Source organism: Stenotrophomonas sp. GW821-FHT09E08, assembly GCF_059416125.1.
On the sequence record NZ_JBWKOO010000020.1, the window covers coordinates 47,072 to 67,237 of the forward strand.

At 66.9% G+C, this 20,166-nt stretch carries 16 protein-coding genes; 10 read left to right on the plus strand and 6 right to left on the minus strand.

The features are described from left to right. Positions 1-7: 7 nt before the first annotated feature. Positions 8-3,607 (plus strand): ATP-binding protein, encoded by a 3,600-nt coding sequence (locus AC07M7_RS19420; RefSeq protein WP_495208082.1) that lies wholly within the window; start codon positions 8-10, stop codon positions 3,605-3,607. Here AC07M7_RS19420 and AC07M7_RS19425 read toward each other — a convergent pair. Next, on the minus strand, positions 3,601-4,002 hold the full coding sequence (locus tag AC07M7_RS19425; protein WP_495208083.1) for a c-type cytochrome: 402 nt from the start codon (positions 4,000-4,002) through the stop codon (positions 3,601-3,603). The two genes, AC07M7_RS19420 and AC07M7_RS19425, sit on opposite strands and share 7 nt — an antisense overlap. A 65-nt stretch (positions 4,003-4,067) precedes the next feature. Continuing rightward, positions 4,068-5,744 (minus strand): electron transfer flavoprotein-ubiquinone oxidoreductase, encoded by a 1,677-nt coding sequence (locus AC07M7_RS19430; protein WP_046985351.1) that lies wholly within the window; start codon positions 5,742-5,744, stop codon positions 4,068-4,070. Positions 5,745-6,050: 306 nt separating this feature from the next. Here AC07M7_RS19430 and AC07M7_RS19435 point away from each other — a divergent pair, with 306 nt between their 5' ends. Continuing rightward, positions 6,051-7,214, plus strand: a complete 1,164-nt coding sequence (locus AC07M7_RS19435; protein WP_136638492.1) for an acyl-CoA dehydrogenase family protein — start codon at positions 6,051-6,053, stop codon at positions 7,212-7,214. A gap of 260 nt (positions 7,215-7,474) precedes the next feature. Continuing rightward, positions 7,475-7,786, plus strand: coding sequence for a hypothetical protein (locus AC07M7_RS19440; RefSeq protein ID WP_495208084.1), 312 nt, complete (start codon positions 7,475-7,477; stop codon positions 7,784-7,786). Between the two features lie 300 nt (positions 7,787-8,086). Here the strand turns inward: AC07M7_RS19440 and AC07M7_RS19445 are convergent, their stop codons facing one another. Both AC07M7_RS19445 and AC07M7_RS19450 read right to left on the minus strand, forming a co-directional pair. Next, on the minus strand, positions 8,087-8,566 hold the full coding sequence (locus tag AC07M7_RS19445; RefSeq protein WP_046985349.1) for a tRNA (cytidine(34)-2'-O)-methyltransferase: 480 nt from the start codon (positions 8,564-8,566) through the stop codon (positions 8,087-8,089). Positions 8,567-8,635: 69 nt separating this feature from the next. Beyond that, the gene (locus AC07M7_RS19450; protein WP_046985348.1) at positions 8,636-9,112 is read right to left on the minus strand and encodes an XAC0231 family protein; all 477 of its coding nucleotides are present in this window, start codon (positions 9,110-9,112) and stop codon (positions 8,636-8,638) included. A gap of 415 nt (positions 9,113-9,527) precedes the next feature. Here AC07M7_RS19450 and AC07M7_RS19455 point away from each other — a divergent pair, with 415 nt between their 5' ends. The 4 genes from AC07M7_RS19455 to AC07M7_RS19470 all read left to right on the plus strand — a co-directional run bounded on the left by AC07M7_RS19455 (position 9,528) and on the right by AC07M7_RS19470 (position 15,022). After that, positions 9,528-12,377, plus strand: a complete 2,850-nt coding sequence (locus AC07M7_RS19455; RefSeq protein WP_046985347.1) for a M16 family metallopeptidase — start codon at positions 9,528-9,530, stop codon at positions 12,375-12,377. Positions 12,378-12,554: 177 nt separating this feature from the next. Beyond that, positions 12,555-12,872 carry a DUF4156 domain-containing protein gene (locus tag AC07M7_RS19460; protein ID WP_046985346.1) on the plus strand — a complete coding sequence of 106 codons (318 nt, stop codon included), beginning with the start codon at positions 12,555-12,557 and terminating at the stop codon, positions 12,870-12,872. A 103-nt stretch (positions 12,873-12,975) separates the two neighbouring features. Then, the gene (locus AC07M7_RS19465) at positions 12,976-13,992 is read left to right on the plus strand and encodes a 3-oxoacyl-ACP synthase III (RefSeq protein WP_004135358.1); all 1,017 of its coding nucleotides are present in this window, start codon (positions 12,976-12,978) and stop codon (positions 13,990-13,992) included. Between the two features lie 139 nt (positions 13,993-14,131). Beyond that, positions 14,132-15,022, plus strand: coding sequence for an alpha/beta fold hydrolase (locus AC07M7_RS19470; protein WP_495208085.1), 891 nt, complete (start codon positions 14,132-14,134; stop codon positions 15,020-15,022). A 100-nt stretch (positions 15,023-15,122) separates the two neighbouring features. Here the strand turns inward: AC07M7_RS19470 and AC07M7_RS19475 are convergent, their stop codons facing one another. After that, positions 15,123-15,554, minus strand: coding sequence for a YkgJ family cysteine cluster protein (locus AC07M7_RS19475; RefSeq protein ID WP_046985344.1), 432 nt, complete (start codon positions 15,552-15,554; stop codon positions 15,123-15,125). 104 nt (positions 15,555-15,658) lie between these two features. Here AC07M7_RS19475 and oleC point away from each other — a divergent pair, with 104 nt between their 5' ends. From oleC to AC07M7_RS19490, 3 genes are all read left to right on the plus strand, one after another. Further along, positions 15,659-17,317, plus strand: a complete 1,659-nt coding sequence (gene oleC, locus AC07M7_RS19480; RefSeq protein WP_495208086.1) for an olefin beta-lactone synthetase — start codon at positions 15,659-15,661, stop codon at positions 17,315-17,317. Beyond that, on the plus strand, positions 17,314-18,300 hold the full coding sequence (oleD, locus tag AC07M7_RS19485; RefSeq protein ID WP_046985342.1) for a 2-alkyl-3-oxoalkanoate reductase: 987 nt from the start codon (positions 17,314-17,316) through the stop codon (positions 18,298-18,300). The genes oleC and oleD overlap by 4 nt, the downstream gene beginning before the upstream one ends. A gap of 122 nt (positions 18,301-18,422) precedes the next feature. Next, the gene (locus AC07M7_RS19490) at positions 18,423-18,578 is read left to right on the plus strand and encodes a DUF1328 domain-containing protein (protein ID WP_004153593.1); all 156 of its coding nucleotides are present in this window, start codon (positions 18,423-18,425) and stop codon (positions 18,576-18,578) included. 117 nt (positions 18,579-18,695) lie between these two features. Here the strand turns inward: AC07M7_RS19490 and ddlA are convergent, their stop codons facing one another. Next, positions 18,696-19,790 carry a D-alanine--D-alanine ligase gene (ddlA, locus tag AC07M7_RS19495; RefSeq protein ID WP_495208087.1) on the minus strand — a complete coding sequence of 365 codons (1,095 nt, stop codon included), beginning with the start codon at positions 19,788-19,790 and terminating at the stop codon, positions 18,696-18,698. Positions 19,791-20,166: the final 376 nt, after the last annotated feature.

The following is a 20,166-nucleotide window of genomic DNA, read 5'->3' on the forward strand; positions in this document are numbered from 1 at the left end:
GACGCCGATGCGTAGCTGGGCTGTTCGCGGGCTGGTCCTGCTGCTGGCCGTGCTGGTGCTGCCTGCCGCACCGGCACAGGCCGTGCCAGGACCGCTGCCGCTCACTCCCCTGCAGCGCGAGTACCTGGCCGCGCATCCAAGCATCGTCGTGGGCCAGTATGACAGCGGCTGGCCGCCGTTCGAGTCCCTCCGTGATGGTCGGCAGATCGGGCTGGGGCCGGATTATCTGTCGCTTCTTGCCCGTCAGCTGGGTGTGAAGGTCGAAGCCCGTCGTTATCCAGATTGGACTTCCGTGCTGGACGCGGCGTGCCGTGGCGAAATCGACGTGGTGATGAATGTCGGTCTCAGTGCCGACCGTACCCGCTGCATGGTCTACACCGCCGCCTATGGCGAGGCGCCGCTGGCCCTGGTCGGACGCCCGGGCGACCTGCGTGCCTCCGACAATCCCGACCTGGATGGGCTGCGGGTAGTGATCGAGCAGGATTTCCTGACTGGCCCGCAGGTACGCGCGCGTTTCCCGCGCGCCCGGCAGCTTGTCGCAAACAGCTCGATTGCGGCGCTGCAGATGGTCAGAGACGACAAAGCCGATGTCTATATCGGCAATGCCTATGTCGCCACCGAGCTGATCGCCAGCCAGCGTCTGCAGGGTGTGGTGCTGCTGCGGCCCAGTGACCTGCCTCCCGCGCGCCTGCACTTCGGCGTTCCCAACAGCAAGCAGCCGCTGGCCGAAGCACTGGACCTGGCCCTAGCCGCGACCAGCCAGGCCCAGCGCGACGCGTTGGTGCAGCGCTGGCTGCCGTTGCCGCAGCGGTCGGCATCGGCACGGCTGGCGCTGAGCCAGGCCGAGAAGCGGGTGCTGGAGCAGCCGCTGAAGATCGGCTTCGCGCCGAACGCGGCGCCGTTGTCGTTCGCCGACAAGGAAGGCAAGCCCAGTGGCCTGGCCGGCGAGTATCTGCGACGGCTGCTGCAGGCCGGTGCCAATCTTCAGCCGGAGAACAGCCACGACTGGTATGAGGTGCGCGAGAAGGCGCGCCGCGGCGAGCTGCAGGCAGTAATGGGCATTCCCGCCGATTCACGCTATCTGGGCCCGGACTGGGTGTTCAGCCAGCCCTTCATCAGCGTACCGAACGTGATCGTCAGCCGCGTCGACAGCCCGGCGCTGCTGGGCCTGTCGGACCTGCAGGGCAAGCGCGTACTGCTGTCCGATCCCGAGCGCATACGTGGCTACGTGCTGCAGCAGGCCCCCAGCGCGCGGATCATCGCCGCGCGCAGTACCGAGCAGGCACTGCAGCGCCTTGCCGCTGGCGAAGCCGATGCCTACGTGGGCAACCTGGCACTGGTCGATCACCTGCTGCGCAGCAGCTTCCCGGGGCGCCTGCAGGTGGCCGCCCCTGCGGGCTTCAACGACCAGCTGGTGCTGGCCGTGGAACGCCGCCATGCCGCCCTGGCGACCACCTTCGACCGCCTGCTGCTGCAGATGACGCCGCGCAAGCGCGAGGCGTTGCGGGGCGACTGGCTGGCCGTGGAGTATCGCAATGGCATCGACTGGAGGGACGCGCTGCGCTGGGGGGTGCCGCTGCTGCTGGTGCTGCTGACCGCGCTGCTGGTACATGGCATCGGGTACTGGCGCCTGCGTCGCGAGGTGGCCGGGCGGCGTCATCTGGAGCAGCGCCTGGCCGAGGTCACCGACAACCTTCCCGCCGTGGTCTACCAGGCACGGCGCGATGCCGATGGCACTCTCGGTTTTCCGTTCATTGCCGGTGACCTGCAGGCGTTGTTCGGCATTACCCGGCAGCAGGCCGAGCAGGACGCGAAACTGCTGCTGGAACGCATCGAGGAGGAGGATCGCGAACGCATCCTGCAGGCGGTCGAACAGGCCGCACGCCAGTTCGCGCCATTGATCCTCGAGTTCCGCCTGCGTGCCGATGCGGGCGGCGCGCGCTGGGTCCGCAGCCAGGCCCATCCCTATGCGGCAGAGGCAGGGGCGGTGACCTGGAGTGGCTATTGGGTGGACGTCAGCGAGGCACGTGCGCAGGCCGAGGCCCTGACCGCGGCCAAAGCCGAGGCCGAGCAGGCGGCGGAAGCGAAGTCACGTTTCCTGGCCACGATGAGCCATGAGATCCGTACTCCTATGAGTGGCGTGCTGGGCATGCTGGAAGTGCTGGCGCATTCGCCGCTGGATGCCGAGCAGCAGCGCATCCTCGGCGTGATCGAGGATTCGGCGCAGATGCTGCGGCAGATCCTGGATGACATCCTCGATTATTCGCGGCTGGAGGCCGGTGCGCTGCGCCTGGAACCGGTGCCGCAACCGCTGCGGCCGCTGCTGGAAAGCGTGTGCCGGTTGTTGTCGGCGCAGGCCAGTGCACGTGGGTTGGCGTTGCTGGTGGAGATCGATCCACAGCTGGCACCGGCACACGAAGTGGATGGCGTGCGCCTGCGCCAGATCGTGTTCAACCTGCTCAGCAACGCCATCAAGTTCACGGCGCGCGGCGAAGTGCGGCTGCAGCTGGAGGTGCTGGGGCCTACCGCGGAGGATGGCAGCCAGCCGTTGTGCCTGAGCGTGACCGACACCGGCATGGGCATCGCGCCGGAGCAGCTGCAGCATCTGTTCGCGCCGTTCACCCAGGCCGGTGCCTACATCCAGCGCGACCATGGTGGCACCGGTCTTGGCCTGAGCATCAGCCAGCGCCTGGTGCAGATGATGGACGGCGAACTGACCCTGCACAGCACGCTGGGCGAAGGCACTCGTGCCGAAGTGCGGTTGTCGCTGGTGGAGGCCGGCAGCGGTGATGTCGAAGCGCTGGTGGCTGAGCAGGAACAGGCTTCGCTGCTGCCGCAGGCGCTGCGCCAGGCGCGGGTGCTGGTGATCGAGGACCACCCGACCAACCAGGCGATGATGGCCTGGCGCCTGCAGCAGCTGGGCGTGCCGCACGTGATGGTCGGTGATGGCCAGCAGGGGCTGGATCGGCTGTTGTCGGAAAGCTTCGACCTGGTGATCACCGATTGCCGGATGCCGGTGCTCGATGGCTTCGGCTTCACCCGGCTGCTGCGCGAGCGCGAGGGCCGCAATGGCCAGCCGCGCCTGACCGTGCTGGCGCTGACCGCCAGTGTGTTGGACGACGATGCGCGCCGTTGCCGCGAGGCCGGCATGGACGAAGTGCTGGCCAAGCCGTTGTCACTGGCCACATTGCGCGCGGCGCTGCTGCGTTGGTTGCCGCAGGCACAGGGCCAGTCGTTCGCCGAACCGGTGACGGAGGTGGTTGCCGACGACGGCATGGCGCTGCCGGATCTGTCCACGTTGCAGCAGCGCTTTGGCTCACGCGCGGTGGCGATCCAGCTGCGCGACAGCCTGCTGCAGGCCAGCGAAGGCGATCTTGCCGCCGTGCAGCGCGCGCTGCAGGCCGGAGATCGCGAGGCGGCCGCGCTGCACCTGCACCGGCAGGCCGGTGGCCTGGGCGCAATAGGCGCGACGGTGCTGGCCGGGCAGGCCAATACGCTGGTGGAGCGCCTGCAGGATGCGGCCGAGACCGATCCGGCGGCGGTGTTCGCAAGCGTGGCGGAATTCGTGGCGCGGCTGCAGCAGCAACTGCAGCGCCTGGCTCACTGAGGCGACTGCTGCTGCAGGTAGGCGATCACCAGCGCACGGCGTTCGGCACTGGGGAAGGCGTTGTACATGCGCGTACCCGGCACCACGTGGGTGGGCGACTGCAGGAAGGCATCCAGGGTCTGCGCGCTCCAGGTGATGTCGGCGCGGCGCATGCCGTCGGAGTAGCCGTAACCGGGCAGGCTGCCGGCACGGCGACCGATCACTCCATGCAGGTTCGGTCCGAAGCGATGGATGCCGCCGGGTTGTACGGTGTGGCAACCCGCACACAGTTCAAACGCGCGCTGCATGGCCTGCTGGCGCGCCTGTTCGGGTGTGGCGGGTGCTGACGGCGGGCGCTGGCGGGCCGTGGCCGCAAGGGCCACGACGACGGTGATGAGCAGGCAGGCAGCGCGCATGGGCGGGCAGGATAGCGATGCAACGGGGCAGGTGGGCTGCGACACGCAGTCGCAGCCCGTGGCGATCACATGCCCGAGTAGTTCGGGCCGCCGCCGCCCTGCGGGGTCACCCAGACGATGTTCTGGGTGGGGTCCTTGATGTCGCAGGTCTTGCAGTGCACGCAGTTCTGCGCATTGATCTGCAGGCGCGCGTCGTTACCGTCGCCGACGAACTCATACACGCCTGCCGGGCAGTAACGCGCTTCCGGGCCGGCGTACTCGGCCAGGTTCACCTTCACCGGGATGCTCGCATCCTTCAGCGTCAGGTGGCTGGGCTGGTCTTCGGCATGGTTGGTGCTGCTCAGGAACACCGAGCTGAGGCGATCGAAGGTCAGCACGCCATCCGGCTTCGGGTAGGCGATGCGGGTGTGCTTGGACGCCGGCTCCAGGCAGGCGTGGTCCGGGATGCTGTGGCGCAGGGTCCACGGCGGGTTGCGCACGCCCAGCTTCGGCAGCAGCCACTGCTCGATGCCGGTCATCAGCGTGGCCACGGTCTGGCCCTTCTTGAACCACTGCTTGAAGTTCTTCGACAGCTTCAGCTCGTCATGCAGCCAGCTGGCTTCGAAGGCCTGTGGGTAGGCGCTCAGTTCGTCGTGCTGGCGATCGGCGGCCAGCGCATCGAACGCGGCATCGGCGCACAGCATACCGGTCTTGATCGCGGCATGGCTGCCCTTGATGCGGCTGACGTTGAGGTAGCCGGCCTCGCAGCCGACCAGCGCACCGCCCGGGAACACCGTCTTCGGCAGCGACATCAGGCCGCCGGCGGTGATCGCGCGCGCGCCGTAGCCGATGCGGGTGCCGCCTTCCAGATGCTTGCGGATGGACGGGTGGGTCTTGAAGCGCTGGAACTCTTCGAACGGGCTCAGCCACGGGTTCTTGTAGTCCAGGCCGACCACGTAGCCGATGGCGACCTTGCCGCCGTCTGCGTGGTACAGGAAGGCACCGCCGTAGGTGTCGCTGTCCAGTGGCCAGCCGGCGGCGTGCACGACCAGGCCCGGCTCATGCTTGGCTGGGTCGATCTGCCACAGCTCCTTGATGCCGATGCCGTAGGCCTGCGGGTCCTTGCCGTCATCCAGCTTGAAACGGCTGATCAGCTGGCGGCCGAGATGACCGCGCGCGCCTTCGGCGAACACGGTGTACTTCGCCTGCAGGGCCATGCCGCGTTCGAAGGCGGGGCCGCGCGTGCCGTCCTTCTCGATGCCCATGTCGCCTGTGGCCACGCCGATGACTGCGCCGTCGTCGCCGTACAGCACCTCGGCGGCAGCGAAGCCGGGGAAGATCGCTACTTCCAGCGCCTCGGCCTGCTGCGCCAGCCAGCGGGTCACTTCACCCAGGCTGATGATGTAGTTGCCTTCGTTGTGGAAGCACTCCGGCAGCAGCGCATGGGGCGTGCTGCGTGCGCCGGTTTCGCTGAGGAACAGGAATTCGTCGCGGGTGACCTTCTGCTTCAGCGGTGCGCCGCGCTCGGCCCAGTCCGGGAACAGTTCGGTCAGCGCGCGCGGGTCCATCACCGCACCGGACAGCACGTGCGCGCCCGGCTCGGAGCCCTTTTCCAGTACGCACACCGACAGCTCGCGACCGGCTTCGATCGCGCGCTGGCGCAGGCGGATCGCGGTGGCCAGGCCGGCGGGGCCGGCGCCGACGATCACCACGTCGAACTCCATTACTTCACGCGGGGGCAGGGCGTTGGCTTCAGCGCTCATCGATTGCATGACTCGTGGGTAGTGCCGGCATCGGGGCCACCGGCGGTTGCCTGGGAATCGCGCGTGCAGCCACGAGCGAAACGGTTGTTTGAATGTGTCAGGGTACCGGGCCGCGCGTGATCGAGCTAGATCGCCGATGTTCACATCCGGATTGCTGCAATGCAGCGTAATGCGCGTGGTCTGGTAGGTGCCAACCTTGGTTGGCGTGAGCGGAAACACCAGCGCCGACCAAGGTCGGCCTCTACCCGCACACCAACTCCGCCCGGATGACCGACAATGGTCGGGTCCTGACTGCGTGTGAGTGCCATGGCTTTGGATCCGTACGACCTGTTCGATGTCCGTTCCCTGCTCAGCGAGGAAGAGCGCGCGGTCCAGGAGAGCGTCGCCCGCTTCACCAACGAGCGCGTGCTGCCGATCATCGGCGATGCCTTCGACCAGGCACGCTTCCCTTCAGAGCTGGTGCCGGAGATCGCCGCGCTGGGCCTGCTCGGTGCCACCCTTCCGGCCGAATACGGCGGCGGCGACCTCGGCGCGGTCAGCTACGGCCTGATCTGCCAGGAACTGGAACGCGGCGATTCCGGCCTGCGCAGCTTCGTATCGGTGCAGAGCTCGCTGTGCATGTACCCGATCTACGCCTACGGCAGCGAGGAACAGCGCCGGCAATGGCTGCCGGCGATGGCGCGCGGCGAGCTGATCGGCTGCTTCGGCCTGACCGAAGCGCACGGCGGCTCCGATCCGGCCAGCATGAAGACCCGCGCCGTGCGCGATGGCGACGACTGGCGCATCAACGGCAGCAAGATGTGGATCACCAGCGGCCCGGTGGCCGACCTGGCCATCGTCTGGGCGCAGACCGAGGACGGCATCCAGGGCTTCGTGCTGGAAAAGGGCATGCCGGGGTTCACCACGCAGGAAATCAAGCACAAGATGAGCCTGCGTGCGTCGCTGACCGGTGCGCTGTTCTTCGACGACGTGCGCGTGCCCGACAGCCACCGCCTGCCCAACGTGAAGGGCCTGAAGGGGCCGCTGGGTTGCCTGACCCAGGCCCGTTTCGGCATCAGCTGGGGCCCGATCGGTTCGGCCATTGCCTGTCTGGATGAAGCGCTGGGCTATGCCAAGGAGCGCGTGTTGTTCGGCCGCCCGCTGGCCGCGACCCAGAGCGCACAGATCAAGCTGGCCGAGATGGCCCGCCGCATCACCATGGCGCAGCTGCTGGCGTTGCAGCTCGGGCGCCTGAAGGAAGCCGGCCAGCTGCAGCCGCAGCAGGTCAGCCTGGCCAAGTGGAACAACTGCCGCATGGCCATCGACATCGCCCGCGAATGTCGCGATCTGCTGGGCGGGGCCGGCATCACCACCGAGCATGTAGCGATCCGGCATGCGCTGAACCTGGAATCGGTGATCACCTATGAAGGCACCGAGACCGTGCACCAGCTGGTGATTGGGCGTGAGCTGACCGGCATCAACGCGTTCTGAGTGGATCGGTAGTGCCGGCCGCTGGCCGGCATTGCCTAGTAGGGTGGGCGACATGGAACGCGCATCCGGACGGTCCCGCTGAATGAAAAACAATCTCGCCAGAAGACTGGTGTGTCTCCCGCTGATCTTCCAGGCCTTCACGCTGCAGGTAGCGTGGGCAGGGAGCAGAGAGAGAAGGTGGGGTGTGGCCAGGCGAGTATTCGCAGGCGAGCGATCTGTGTACCGAACCGGGCAGCGGACGTAGTTGCCGAGATGGGTTCATGGACAGCCTGTCGATTGTCGAAGAATCACTGGGCTATAGGGTTGAGCTGCACAGTACCCAGGCGATGCAGCACGTCTGCTCCTTTGTGCTGCATATGAAGCCAGAGGGCGGAGAGCTGATTCATCAGTCCGAACTAGGCACCGTGGCTACCGAGAAACATGCAGGTGCGCTGAGATTCTCATCCGGCGGGATCGACCCGACGGCAACGGGCTTGGGCCTGTGCGGCACGCATGCTGATATTGATGGTCTGGAGTTTTCTTCTGTGGGCAATCGCACGCGTTCCACGCAACGAGATGGCGCCCGCTCCTGATTGATCCAGGCGGAAGACATCCACGCATGGCGTGGATCTACTGCGCGGCTGTTGGGTCCGCCTTGAAGCGAGCCGAGCACCGCAGGTCCGGCGGGGGCGAAGAGGCGCGGATGTTTGAGCGCAGCGAGTTCCGCGCCGTCCCCCGGCGGGCCGAGGAGCGCAGGGTACCGGTGCGTAGCACCGGCTCGCGGATGGCGGCGCGTTTCTTTTGGTTACTTTTCTTTCCGCGCGGAAAGAAAAGTAACGCCCATGAATGCATGCGCCCGCCACAGCAATTAGGCAGAAGAGAGACGCGTGGCGTTACGCCCCGCCGGCAAACCCGTGCTGGCGCCACGCCTCGTACATCACCACCGCAACGGTGTTGGAAAGATTGAGGCTGCGGTTGTCCGGCCGCATCGGCAGGCGCAGGCGGCGGCCATCGGGCAATGCATCAAGCACGTCCTGCGGCAGGCCGCGGCTTTCCGGGCCGAACAGGAACGCATCGCCATCTTCGAACGCCACGCTGTCATAGCGGACGCTGGCCCGCGTACTCAGGGCAAACAACCGCTTCGGTGCAACCCGCGCCAGCGTCGTGTCCAGATCGGGGTGCACCTGCAGGCGCGAGTACTCGTGGTAGTCCAGCCCGGCGCGCTTGAGCTGCTTGTCTTCCAGTGCGAAGCCGAGCGGCTCGACCAGGTGCAGCTGCGCGCCGGTGTTGGCGCAGAGCCGGATCACATTGCCCGTGTTGGGCGGGATTTCCGGTTGGAACAGGATCACATGGAACTGGGGCGCGGCATTCATCGGCGCAGTGTACCTGCGACGACCGCCGCCTTTACGGCGCACGCCCCGCACGGGGCAGGGCGGCACCGGTTACGGGCGCAGCAGGACCTGGGCGGTTTCGGTGGCCAGGGCCTGCAGGTCGGCGGCGCTCGGGCGAACCTGCAGGGCCGGCAGGTTGGTGATGACCTGGTTGGCGACGCTGGTGGCGGCGGCAGCCAGGGTGGCGGCGTAGCGCTGGGCTTCCTGCTCGGCGACCAGGGCGACACGCTGCTCCAGGCTCGGGCGAACTTCCACCGAGGCCAGCGTGGTGATCGGCATCGCGGCAGCAACCGGGGCGGCGAGGTAGCCGTTGCGCTCGGCCAGCTGGTCGCTGCTCGGGCGAACTTCCACCGTGGCCAGGGTCGGGATGCCGCTGGCCTGTTCCCAGGCCTGCTGGGCCAGCTGGTCGGCGGCCGGACGAACCTGCACGGTGGACAGGGTCTTGATGGATTCGGAGGCCTGCACCGACGAAACAACCGCGGTGCCGGCGATCAGGGCGATGGCGATGGCAATGGTCTTGGCGTTCATGACGGGGCCTGTTTAGTGTTGGTGGGCAGTGGTGTTGTAGTAATGTAGTACACCAATTCTGGGCATGCAAGGAAAATTTTCCATTTCCTGCATTTGTTCAGTCTTCAGTCAGCTTTTGTCTGAAGCCCTTCTTGGCGCAGGAAGTACCAAGCAATCCCCGTGCCAACTTTTAATCATTGATTTAAAAGGATTTTTGTCGGCCAAAAAGTGTCCGGTGGGCGGACACCTATCCATTCCATGTGCTGCGGACACTGTCCGGACGATGGCTGCCGGTGCATGTGACCGCCCAGAACTCGGCCGTGAGGGGCCGCGGATGGTGCACAGGGGCAAACACCCCCAGTGACTGGCGACCGATTCCTGCCGTTGCCTGCGCAGGCTAGGATCGGGGTTCACCTATGTGACCAAGGATCCGGATATGTCTCTCGCCCTTCGCCCGCGCGCTGCATTGCTGGCCGTCGCCCTCAGCACTGCCCTGGGTACGCTTGCGCCCACCTCCGCGCTTGCCGCCAAGCCGGCGGCACCGGCCAAGGTCGATATTCCGTTTGAGCAGTTCACACTGCCCAACGGCCTGCGCGTGATCGTGCATACCGATCGCAAGGCGCCGATCGTCGCGGTCAATGTCTGGTACCACGTGGGTAGCAAGGACGAGCCGGCCGGCCGCACCGGCTTCGCGCACCTGTTCGAACATTTGATGTTCCAGAGCAGCGAAAACCACGACGGTGAGTACTTCGAGCCCTTCAAGCAGGTGGGTGCCACCGGCCAGAACGGCACTACCAACACCGACCGCACCAACTACTTCGAGAACGTGCCGACCACCGCGCTGGACATGGCGCTGTGGATGGAGTCGGACCGCATGGGCCACCTGGTCGGTGCGATCGACCAGGCCGCGCTGGACGAGCAGCGTGGCGTGGTGCAGAACGAGAAGCGCCAGGGCGAGAACCAGCCTTATGGCCAGGCCTGGGATCAGCTCAACAAGGCGCTGTACCCGGTCGGCCACCCGTACCACCACGGTGTGATCGGTTCGATGAACGATCTCAACGCCGCTTCGCTGGACGACGTGAAGACCTGGTTCCGCACCTGGTACGGCCCGAACAACGCGGTGCTGGTGCTGGCCGGTGACATCGACCTGGCCACCGCCAAGGAAAAGGCTGCCAAGTACTTCGGCAGCATCCCGGCCGGCCCGAGCATGGCGCAGCCGGCAGTGAACGTGGCCAAGCGCAGCGCCGATACCCGCGAGACGATGACCGACAAGGTGCCGCAGGCGCGCATCTACCGCGCCTGGAACGTGCCGCAGGTCGGCACCGCCGACATCGACCAGCTGCAGTTGTTCGCCGAGGTGTTGGGCGGTGCCAAGTCCTCGCGCCTGAGCCAGCGCCTGCAGCACCAGGACAAGCTGGTGGACAGCATCGGTTCGGGCCTGTCGGCCTCGCAGCTGGGCTCCAACTTCGTGATCGTGGCGACCGTGAAGCAGGGCCAGGATCCGGCCAAGGTCGAGAAGATCATCGACGAGGAACTGGACCGCCTGATCAAGCAGGGCCCGACCGCGGCCGAGCTGGAGCGCGCCAAGACCGGCGCCCGCGCCGGCTTCATCCGTGGCATCGAGCGCATCGGCGGCTTTGGCGGCAAGGCCGATGCGCTGGCCGAGTGCGCGGTGTTCACCGGCGACCCGGGCTGCTTCCGCACCTCGCTGGCCAACATCGACAAGGCCAGTGCCGCCGATCTCAGCCGCCTGGGCGCACAGTGGCTGGACAAGGGCAGCCATACCCTGGTGATCGCACCGGGTGAGCGCGTGGCACTGAAGGAGGAACCAAGCCAGGCACCGAAGCCGTTCAACGTGCCGGCGGTGGACCCGAAGTACAGCACCCTGCCCGAACAGGTGGACCGCAAGGCCGGCGTGCCGCAGACCCGCGAGTTCCCGCAGCTGAAGTTCCCGGCCCTGCAGCGCGCCACGCTGAAGAATGGCACCCAGGTGATCCTGGCCGAACGCCATGAGATTCCGGTGGTGCAGTTCAGCTACCAGTTCCCGGGCGGCTTCAGCGCCGACCAGGGCCGCAAGCCGGGCACCGCCAACTTCACCATGAGCCTGATGACCGAAGGCGCCGGCAAGCTCGGCTCGCTGGCCTTCGCCGATGCTGCCGATGCGCTGGGTGCCAGCCTGGATGCCTCGGCCGGCTTGGACTCGATGAGCGTGGACCTGTCGGCACTGAAGGAAAACCTGGCGCCGTCGCTGGCACTGTACCGCGACCTGCTGCGTGAGCCGCGCTTCGAGCAGGGCGAGATCGACCGGGTCAAGGCGACCTGGATCGCCGGCATCCAGCAGGAGAAGGTCAACCCGGGTGCGGTGGCGATGCGCGTGCTGCCGCCGCTGCTGTACGGCAAGGGCCACCCGTATGCCATTCCGTTTACCGGCAGCGGTGACGAGGCGGCGATCAATGGCCTGACCCGCGAAGACCTGGTCGACTTCCACCACGATTGGCTGCGTCCGCAGAACGGCACCCTGATCGTGGTCGGTGACACCACCCTGGCCGAGATCGTGCCGCTGCTGGACAAGCAGCTGGGCGACTGGAAGGCTGCCGGCGACGCCCCGCAGGTGAAGGCGGCCACCGACGTCGCATTGCCGAAGGGCCCGCGCGTGTTCCTGATCGACCAGCCGGGCGCGGTGCAGGCCAACCTGTTCGCCGGCCAGGTGGTGGCGCCGTCCAGCGCCACCAGCTCGACCCGCTTCGACATCGCCAACGGCGTGATCGGCGGCGACTTCACCTCGCGCCTGAACATGAACCTGCGTGAGGACAAGCACTGGTCGTACGGTGCGCGCAGCAGCGCGATCAACTCGGTGGGCCAGCGCCCGTGGATGGCCAGCGCGCCGGTGCAGATCGACAAGACCGGCCCGGCGATGGCGGAAATGCGCAAGGAAATTGCCGCGTTCGCCGATGGCAGCAAGCCGGCCACCGCCGCCGAGGTCAACCGCATCCGCAACATCCAGACCCTGAGCCTGCCTGGTGCCTACGAGACCGCCAGCGCGGTGGCGTCGACCATCGGTTCGATCGTGCAGTTCAAGCGCCCGGACGACTACGTGCTGCGTCGCAAGGCCGAGATCGAGTCGATGACCCCGGCACAGGTGCAGCAGGCCGCCGCCGAGATCAAGCCGCAGGCGCTGACCTGGGTGGTGGTGGGTGACCTCAAGCAGACTGAAGCGGCGGTGCGTGCGCTGAATCTGGGTGAGGTGACGGTGATCGACGCCGAAGGCAATCCGGTCAAGAAATGAAATAAGGCAAGACCCGGCCCGCCATGTGGCGGGCCGGCTCCCCTTGGTAGTGCCGGCCGCTGGCCGGCAACTCTGAAGGGGTCAGAGCCCCCTGCGGGGGATGTGACCCCGCCCACGGGCTACCCCCGATTCAGGCTGTTCAGGCAGAATCCCCCCATACCCTTCCAGGATCTGCCCATGCGCGTTCTGCTGCTTTCCTCCCTGCTGCTCACCGTCACCGCCTGTACCTGGGTGCCGATCGAACCGGCGGGCAAGACGACCCGCGTGCTGCCGGCAGGCCCGGTTCCGGCCGGTTGCATCGCCAAGGGCGAGGTGGTGGTCACGGTGAAGAGCAAGGTCGGTTTCTACAACCGCAACCCGCTGCGCGTGCAGGAAGAGCTGGAAACCCTGGCCCGCAACGAGGCCCCGAGCGCCGGTGCCAATGCCGTGCAGGCCGCTGCCGCACCGGCCGAGGGCAGCCAGCGCTTCGCCGCATTCCAGTGCCCGCCGCGCTGAATGCTTCACCATACGGCCAAGCCTGAATTCGTAAAGATGCGGTGAAGGCCCCGGGAGTTATAGAATAGCGCCCCCTTTTGCCTGAGCCTTGGCGCTAACCTCGATGCTCTTCAAGAATGTCTCGATCGCCGGCCTGGCACACGTTGATGCGCCGCATACGCTGACGACCAAGGAAATCAACGAGCGGCTGCAGCCGACGCTGGATCGCCTTGGTATCCGCACCGACGTGCTCGGCGATATCGCCGGCATCCATGCCCGCCGCCTGTGGGACAACGGCGTGCTGGCCTCCGACGCCGCCACCATGGCCGGCCGCAAGGCGCTGGAAGACGCAGGCATCAATGCGACGCAGGTGGGCCTGCTGGTCAACACCTCGGTCAGCCGCGACTACCTGGAGCCGTCCACTGCGTCGATCGTCTCCGGCAACCTCGGCGTCAGCGACGAGTGCATGACCTTCGACGTCGCCAATGCCTGCCTGGCCTTCATCAACGGCATGGATATCGCGGCGCGCATGATCGAGCGCGGTGACATCGACTACGCGCTGGTGGTGGACGGCGAGACCGCCAACCTGGTGTACGAGAAGACCCTGGAGCGGATGACCGCCCCGGACGTCACCGCCGACGACTTCCGCAACGAACTGGCCGCCCTGACCACCGGTTCGGGTGCCGCCGCGATGGTGATGGCGCGCTCGGAGCTGGTGCCGGATGCACCGCGCTACAAGGGCGGCGTGACCCGCTCGGCCACCGAGTGGAACCAGCTGTGCCTGGGCAACCTGGACCGCATGGTCACCGATACCCGCCTGCTGCTGATCGAAGGCATCAAGCTGGCCCAGAAGACCTTCACCGCCGCCAAGATCGCCTTGGGCTGGGCCGTGGAAGAGCTGGACCAGTTCGTGATCCACCAGGTCAGCCAGCCGCATACCGCTGCGTTCATCAAGAACTTCGGCATCGACCCGAAGAAGGTCATGACCATCTTCGGCGAGCACGGCAACATCGGCCCGGCCTCGGTGCCGATCGTGCTGAGCAAGCTCAAGCAGCTGGGCAAGCTGAAGAAGGGCGATCGCATCGCGCTTCTGGGCATCGGCTCGGGCCTGAACTGTTCGATGGCTGAAGTGGTCTGGTAAAAAAGTCACCGCTGACCTGCTGCGCGATTGCCTGGCGGGCGCCGTCCGCACCCACCAGCCAACCGCTCGCGACGGGCAGCGATGATTTTCCAAGTGTCCAAGGGCCGGTTCTACCGGCCCTTTCTACAGGTGCGATCCGATGTCCCAGCTTCCCGGTTACCCCGCCCACCCGCAGCGTTTCGAGGTCCGCCCTGGCCTGTCGATGAACTATCTCGACGAAGGTCCGCGCGATGGCGAGGTGGTGGTGATGGTGCACGGCAACCCGTCGTGGAGCTATTACTGGCGCACGCTGGTGTCCGGACTGTCGGACACGTACCGCTGCATCGTGCCGGACCACATCGGCATGGGCCTGTCGGACAAGCCCGATGACAGCCGCTACGAGTACACGCTGCAGTCGCGCGTGGATGATCTGGACGCGTTGCTGAAGCACTTGGGCATCACCGGTCCGGTGACGCTGGCCGTGCACGACTGGGGCGGCATGATCGGCTTCGGCTGGGCGCTGTCGCACCATGACCAGGTGAAGCGCCTGGTGGTGCTCAACACGGCAGCGTTCCCGATGCCGGCGGCGAAGAAGATGCCGTGGCAGATCGCGCTGGGCCGCCACTGGAAGATCGGCGAGTGGATCATCCGCACCTTCAACGCGTTCTCGTCCGGTGCCTCGTGGCTGGGCGTGGAGCGGAAGATGCCGGCCGATGTGCGCCGCGCCTACGTGTCGCCGTACAACAGCTACGCCAACCGCATCAGCACCATCCGCTTCATGCAGGACATTCCGCTGTCGCCGGCCGACAAGGCCTGGTCGCTGCTGGAACGGGCCGGCAAGGCGCTGCCGTCGTTCGCCGACCGCCCCGCCTTCCTCGGCTGGGGCCTGCGCGACTTCGTGTTCGACCACCACTTCCTGAAGGGCTTCCAGGCCGCGCTGCCGAAGGCCCAGGTGCACGCCTTCGAGGATGCCGGGCATTACGTGCTGGAAGACAAGCACGACGTGCTGGTGCCGGAGATCCGCGCGTTCCTGGACGCCAACCCGATCTGATCGGGTCCGGGGTCGGATCCCGGTAGTGCCGGCCGCTGGCCGGCAAGCGCGCAATGCGCGCCGGGTTCATGAGGATGCCGGCCAGCGGCCGGCACCATCACTACGCCGCGATCGGCGCCTGCGGCGGCGAAGACGGGCTGTTGCCGTTGTCGTCCGGATGGTCGTCGTCGTTGCCCGCTTCGTCGCGCCAGCGCCAGTCGGCCAGGGTCAACGGATCCAGGCCATAGGCGATGCGCGCCTTGTCGCACTGCGGGCTGGCCTTGCCGTACTCCCACGACGCATCCACCTCGCGGCACACGCTGGGCCGGTTGGGGTGGATGGTGCACCGTGAGTACACGCCGATCTGCGCATCCAGCGCCACGCAGCGCACCGGCTTGGAGTGGGTGCCGCGCATGCACAGCCGGTGCGGATCGAGCACCTCGGTCAGCTGGTGGGGGACGCCACCGGGAGTGACCTCGTCCGATTCCATCCAGTGGAAGGCCACGCGGTATTGAGTGCAGCAGGCGCCGCAGGTCATGCAGGGATGTTGCATGGGCAAGCCGCCCCGGGCGGCAGTCGGAATCAGGAACGAGGGTGCGGATTTTCCACGAAGTGGGCCGCCGCGCAAGAAATTCCGTAAGCGGCGACAATGAACGGATGAACCGACCCTGCAATATTTCGGCCCGTTTGCCTGAACTGGCGCGTGAACGCCCCGACCAGATCGCCATCCGCTGCCCGGGCCGCCGCGGCGCCGGCAACGGCATGGCCGCCTACGACGTGACCCTGGATTACCGCCAGCTGGACGCCCGCAGCGACGCCATGGCCGCCGGCCTGGCCGGCTACGGGATCGGCCGTGGGGTGCGCGCGGTGGTGATGGTGCGGCCGTCGCCGGAGTTCTTCCTGCTGATGTTCGCGCTGTTCAAGCTGGGCGCGGTGCCGGTACTGGTCGACCCGGGCATCGACAAGCGCGCGCTGAAGCAGTGCCTGGACGAGGCGCAGCCGGAAGCCTTCATCGGCATTCCGCTGGCCCATGTGGCGCGGCTGGTGCTGCGCTGGGCACCGTCGGCAACCCGTCTGGTCACCGTCGGTCGGCGCCTGGGCTGGGGCGGAACCACTCTGGCCGCGCTGGAACGCGCTGGCGCCAACAGGGGGCCGATGCTGGCCGCTACCGATGGCGAGGACATGGCCGCGATCCTGTTCACCAGCGGCTCGACCGGCGTGCCCAAGGGCGTGGTTTACCGCCACCGCCACTTTGTCGGCCAGATCCAGCTGCTGGGCAGCGCCTTCGGCATGGAAGCGGGCGGCGTGGACCTGCCGACCTTCCCGCCGTTTGCCTTGTTCGACCCGGCGCTGGGCCTGACCTCGGTGATTCCGGACATGGACCCGACCCGGCCGGCGCAGGCCGACCCTGCGCGGCTGCATGACGCGATCCAGCGCTTCGGGGTGACCCAGCTGTTCGGCTCGCCGGCGCTGATGCGGGTGTTGGCCCGCCACGGCCGGCCCATGCCAACGGTGACCCGGGTGACCTCGGCCGGTGCGCCGGTGCCGCCGGATGTGGTCGCTACCATCCGCAGTCTGCTGCCCGCCGATGCGCAGTTCTGGACCCCGTATGGCGCCACCGAATGCTTGCCGGTGGCGGTGGTGGAGGGCCGCGAGCTGGAGCGCACCCGTGCTGCTACCGAGGCCGGCGCCGGTACCTGCGTGGGCAGCGTGGTCGAGCCGAACGAGGTGCGCATCATCGCCATCGATGACGCACCGCTGCCGGACTGGTCGCAGGCGCGTGTGCTGGCGGTGGGCGAGGTGGGCGAGATCACCGTGGCCGGACCGACCGCCACCGACAGCTACTTCAACCGCCCGCAGGCCACCGCGGCGGCGAAGATCAGCGAGACCTTGGCTGATGGCAGCGTGCGCGTCGTGCATCGCATGGGCGACGTCGGCTACTTCGATGCGCAGGGTCGTCTGTGGTTCTGCGGCCGCAAGACCCATCGGGTGGAAACCGCGCATGGGCCGCTGTACACCGAGCAGGTCGAGCCGGTGTTCAATACCGTGCCCGGGGTTGCGCGCACGGCGCTGGTCGGTGTTGGTCCGGCCGGTGCGCAGGTGCCGGTGCTGTGCGTGGAACTGCAACGTGGTCAGTCAGACAGCCCGGCGCTGCAGGAAGCGCTGCGTGCGCACGCAGCAGCCCGCGCGCCAGAAGCCGGCCTGCAGCACTTCCTGGTGCATCCGGCGTTCCCCGTTGATATCCGTCACAACGCCAAGATCGGCCGCGAGAAGCTCGCCGTCTGGGCCAGCGCCGAACTGGAGAAGCGCGCATGAAGATCCTGGTCACCGGTGGTGGTGGTTTCCTTGGCCAGGCGCTGTGCCGCGGTCTGGTCGAACGTGGCCACCAGGTGCTGGCGTTCAACCGCAGCCACTACCCGGAACTGCAGGCCATGGGCGTGGGCCAGATCCGCGGCGATCTGGCCGATGCGCAGGCGGTGCTGCACGCGGTGGCCGGCGTCGATGCGGTATTCCACAACGGTGCGAAGGCCGGCGCCTGGGGCAGCTATGACAGCTACCACCAGGCCAACGTGGTCGGCACCGACAACGTCATCGCGGCCTGCCGTGCACATGGCATCAGCCGCTTGGTCTACACCTCCACGCCCAGTGTTACCCACCGCGCCACCCATCCGGTGGAGGGCCTGGGTGCCGACGAAGTCCCGTACGGCGAAGATTTCCAGGCGCCGTATGCGGCGACCAAGGCGATTGCCGAACAGCGCGTGCTGGCGGCCAACGACGCCTCGTTGGCGACGGTGGCGCTGCGCCCGCGCCTGATCTGGGGCCCGGGCGACCAGCAGCTGGTGCCGCGCCTGGCCGAACGTTCACGGCAGGGCCGCCTGCGCCTGGTCGGCGATGGCAACAACAAGGTGGATACCACTTACATCGACAACGCCGCGCTCGCGCACTTCCTCGCTTTCGAGGCATTGGCCCCGGGTGCAGCGTGTGCGGGCAAGGCCTACTTCATTTCCAACGGCGAACCGCTGCCGATGCGCGAGCTGGTCAACAAGCTGCTGGCCGCTGTGGGTGCACCGACGGTGGACAAGGCGATCAGCTTCAAGACCGCTTATCGCATTGGTGCGGTCTGCGAACGGCTGTGGCCGCTGCTGCGCCTGCGCGGCGAGCCGCCGTTGACCCGCTTCCTGGCCGAGCAGCTGTGCACACCTCACTGGTACAGCATGGAACCGGCGCGCCGCGATTTCGGCTACGTGCCGCAGGTCAGCATTGAAGAAGGGCTGCGCAGGCTGAAGGCTGCGTCATGACGTCAGGCTCACGGCGCTGAAGACTTCATCACGCGCAGAGCCTGCCATCACTGGTTGCACACCGCCGAATCGGGAGGATGGACCCACGCCATCCAACGGCCCGGACATCTGCGAGGAGCACCATGCTGCATTACGCCGTTATTTTCTTCGTCATCGCCATCATCGCCGCCGTGCTCGGCTTCTCCGGCATCGCCGGTGCCGCCAGCAACATTGCCTGGATCCTGTTCGTTGTGTTCCTGGTACTGGCAGTGATCTCGATGTTCCGCAAGCGCGGTTAGAAGACCGCAGGGTAGTGCCGGCCGCTGGCCGGCACTGCTCTTTCCGGTGGGTGCCGACCGTTGGCCGGTACGCTCCTTTGTAGAGTCGAGCCATGCTCGACTCTACAGAGAGCGCCCCTACACGGCGCTGTGCAATCCGCGATCGGCTTCATGGCGCTCCAGCGCCAGTTCGATCAGGCGCGTGATCAGCGTGGTGTAGTCCACACCGCTGGCGCCCCACAGCTTCGGGTACATGCTGATGCGGGTGAAGCCCGGCAGCGTGTTGACCTCGTTGATGACGATCTCACCGTCTGCGGTGAGGAACACATCCACGCGCGCCATGCCCGCACACTCCAGCGCCTGGTAGGCCTGCAGCGCGATCTGCTGGATGCGCGCCTGGGTTGCGGCATCGATATCCGCCGGCACCACCACCTCGGCGCCATCCTCGTTGATGTACTTGGTGTCGTAGGCGTAGAACTCGTCGTGTACCACCACCTCGCCGCACAGGCTGGCCTGCGGCAGTTCGTTGCCCAGCACCGCGCACTCGATCTCACGGCCGACCACCGCCGATTCCACCAGCACTTTGTGGTCATAACGCAGCGCCAGTTCCAGTGCCCCGGCGAAGCCCGCCGCATCCTTGACCTTGCTCACACCCACCGACGAACCCTGGTTGGCCGGCTTCACGAACAACGGCAGGCCGAGCTGCGCGATCACCGCATCGACATCGACTGCCGCCGCCTGATGGCGACGGATGCACAGCCACGGTGCCACCTGCAGCCCGGCGTCGCGCAGCAGGCGCTTGGTCACGTCCTTGTCCATCGCCACCGCCGAGCCCAGTATCGGCGAACCGACGAAGGGCAGGTTGGCCATGCGCAGCAGGCCCTGCAACGCACCGTCCTCGCCCAGCGGCCCATGCACGATCGGCAGCACCACATCGATCTGTCCCAGCGCACTGGCTGCATCGGACGGCTGCAGTTGTGACTGCTCGGCACCCGGGCATACCGCCAGCGACGTGCCGGACCGATGCAGCGCGATGCGCGACGGATCATCGGCATTGATCAGGAAGGTATCCGGCTGGCTCAGATGCCACTGGCCCTGCTTGTCGATGCCGACCAGCACCGGCTCGAAGCGCTCGCGATCAAGCGCATCGAGGATGTTCTTCGCCGACTGCAGCGAAACTTCGTGCTCGGAAGACTTGCCACCGAAGATGATGCCGACCCGGGTCCGTGCCATGGTGTTGCGATGTCCTTTGCGTTGCGTGGCCGTACAGCATGAACCTTCCATTGCCGCTCAGGTGAGGCACAGATGAACCGCCTGGCGGCCGGCTCAAGTAGCGGCCAACCTTGGTTGGCTCCCGGAAATCCAGAGCCGACCAAGGTCGGCATCTACCAACGCGAGATGCCATCAGCATTGGGGTCAGAGCCCGTTGCGCAGCAACGGGATCCGACCCCGGTCGTTCCGACAGACTGCAGGAAACTGTCGAAGGCGGGGTGGTGTGGGTTTGCGGGGTGTGAGCCGCATGGGCCCGAGGCATGCCTCGGGCGGGTTGGGCAGGACGCCCAACCCCGGTCTTGCCGTGTGCGCAGGACAGCGCACACGAGCAAGCGGC

Coding starts and splice junctions, on each gene's coding strand:
- AC07M7_RS19420 (WP_495208082.1), top strand. CDS start 8: ATGCGTAGCTGGGCTGTTCGCGGGCTGGTCCTGCTGCTGGCCGTGCTG.
- AC07M7_RS19425 (WP_495208083.1), bottom strand. CDS start 4,002: ATGCGCGCTGCCTGCCTGCTCATCACCGTCGTCGTGGCCCTTGCGGCC.
- AC07M7_RS19430 (WP_046985351.1), bottom strand. CDS start 5,744: ATGAGCGCTGAAGCCAACGCCCTGCCCCCGCGTGAAGTAATGGAGTTC.
- AC07M7_RS19435 (WP_136638492.1), top strand. CDS start 6,051: ATGGCTTTGGATCCGTACGACCTGTTCGATGTCCGTTCCCTGCTCAGC.
- AC07M7_RS19440 (WP_495208084.1), top strand. CDS start 7,475: ATGGACAGCCTGTCGATTGTCGAAGAATCACTGGGCTATAGGGTTGAG.
- AC07M7_RS19445 (WP_046985349.1), bottom strand. CDS start 8,566: ATGAATGCCGCGCCCCAGTTCCATGTGATCCTGTTCCAACCGGAAATC.
- AC07M7_RS19450 (WP_046985348.1), bottom strand. CDS start 9,112: ATGAACGCCAAGACCATTGCCATCGCCATCGCCCTGATCGCCGGCACC.
- AC07M7_RS19455 (WP_046985347.1), top strand. CDS start 9,528: ATGTCTCTCGCCCTTCGCCCGCGCGCTGCATTGCTGGCCGTCGCCCTC.
- AC07M7_RS19460 (WP_046985346.1), top strand. CDS start 12,555: ATGCGCGTTCTGCTGCTTTCCTCCCTGCTGCTCACCGTCACCGCCTGT.
- AC07M7_RS19465 (WP_004135358.1), top strand. CDS start 12,976: ATGCTCTTCAAGAATGTCTCGATCGCCGGCCTGGCACACGTTGATGCG.
- AC07M7_RS19470 (WP_495208085.1), top strand. CDS start 14,132: ATGTCCCAGCTTCCCGGTTACCCCGCCCACCCGCAGCGTTTCGAGGTC.
- AC07M7_RS19475 (WP_046985344.1), bottom strand. CDS start 15,554: ATGCAACATCCCTGCATGACCTGCGGCGCCTGCTGCACTCAATACCGC.
- oleC (WP_495208086.1), top strand. CDS start 15,659: ATGAACCGACCCTGCAATATTTCGGCCCGTTTGCCTGAACTGGCGCGT.
- oleD (WP_046985342.1), top strand. CDS start 17,314: ATGAAGATCCTGGTCACCGGTGGTGGTGGTTTCCTTGGCCAGGCGCTG.
- AC07M7_RS19490 (WP_004153593.1), top strand. CDS start 18,423: ATGCTGCATTACGCCGTTATTTTCTTCGTCATCGCCATCATCGCCGCC.
- ddlA (WP_495208087.1), bottom strand. CDS start 19,790: ATGGCACGGACCCGGGTCGGCATCATCTTCGGTGGCAAGTCTTCCGAG.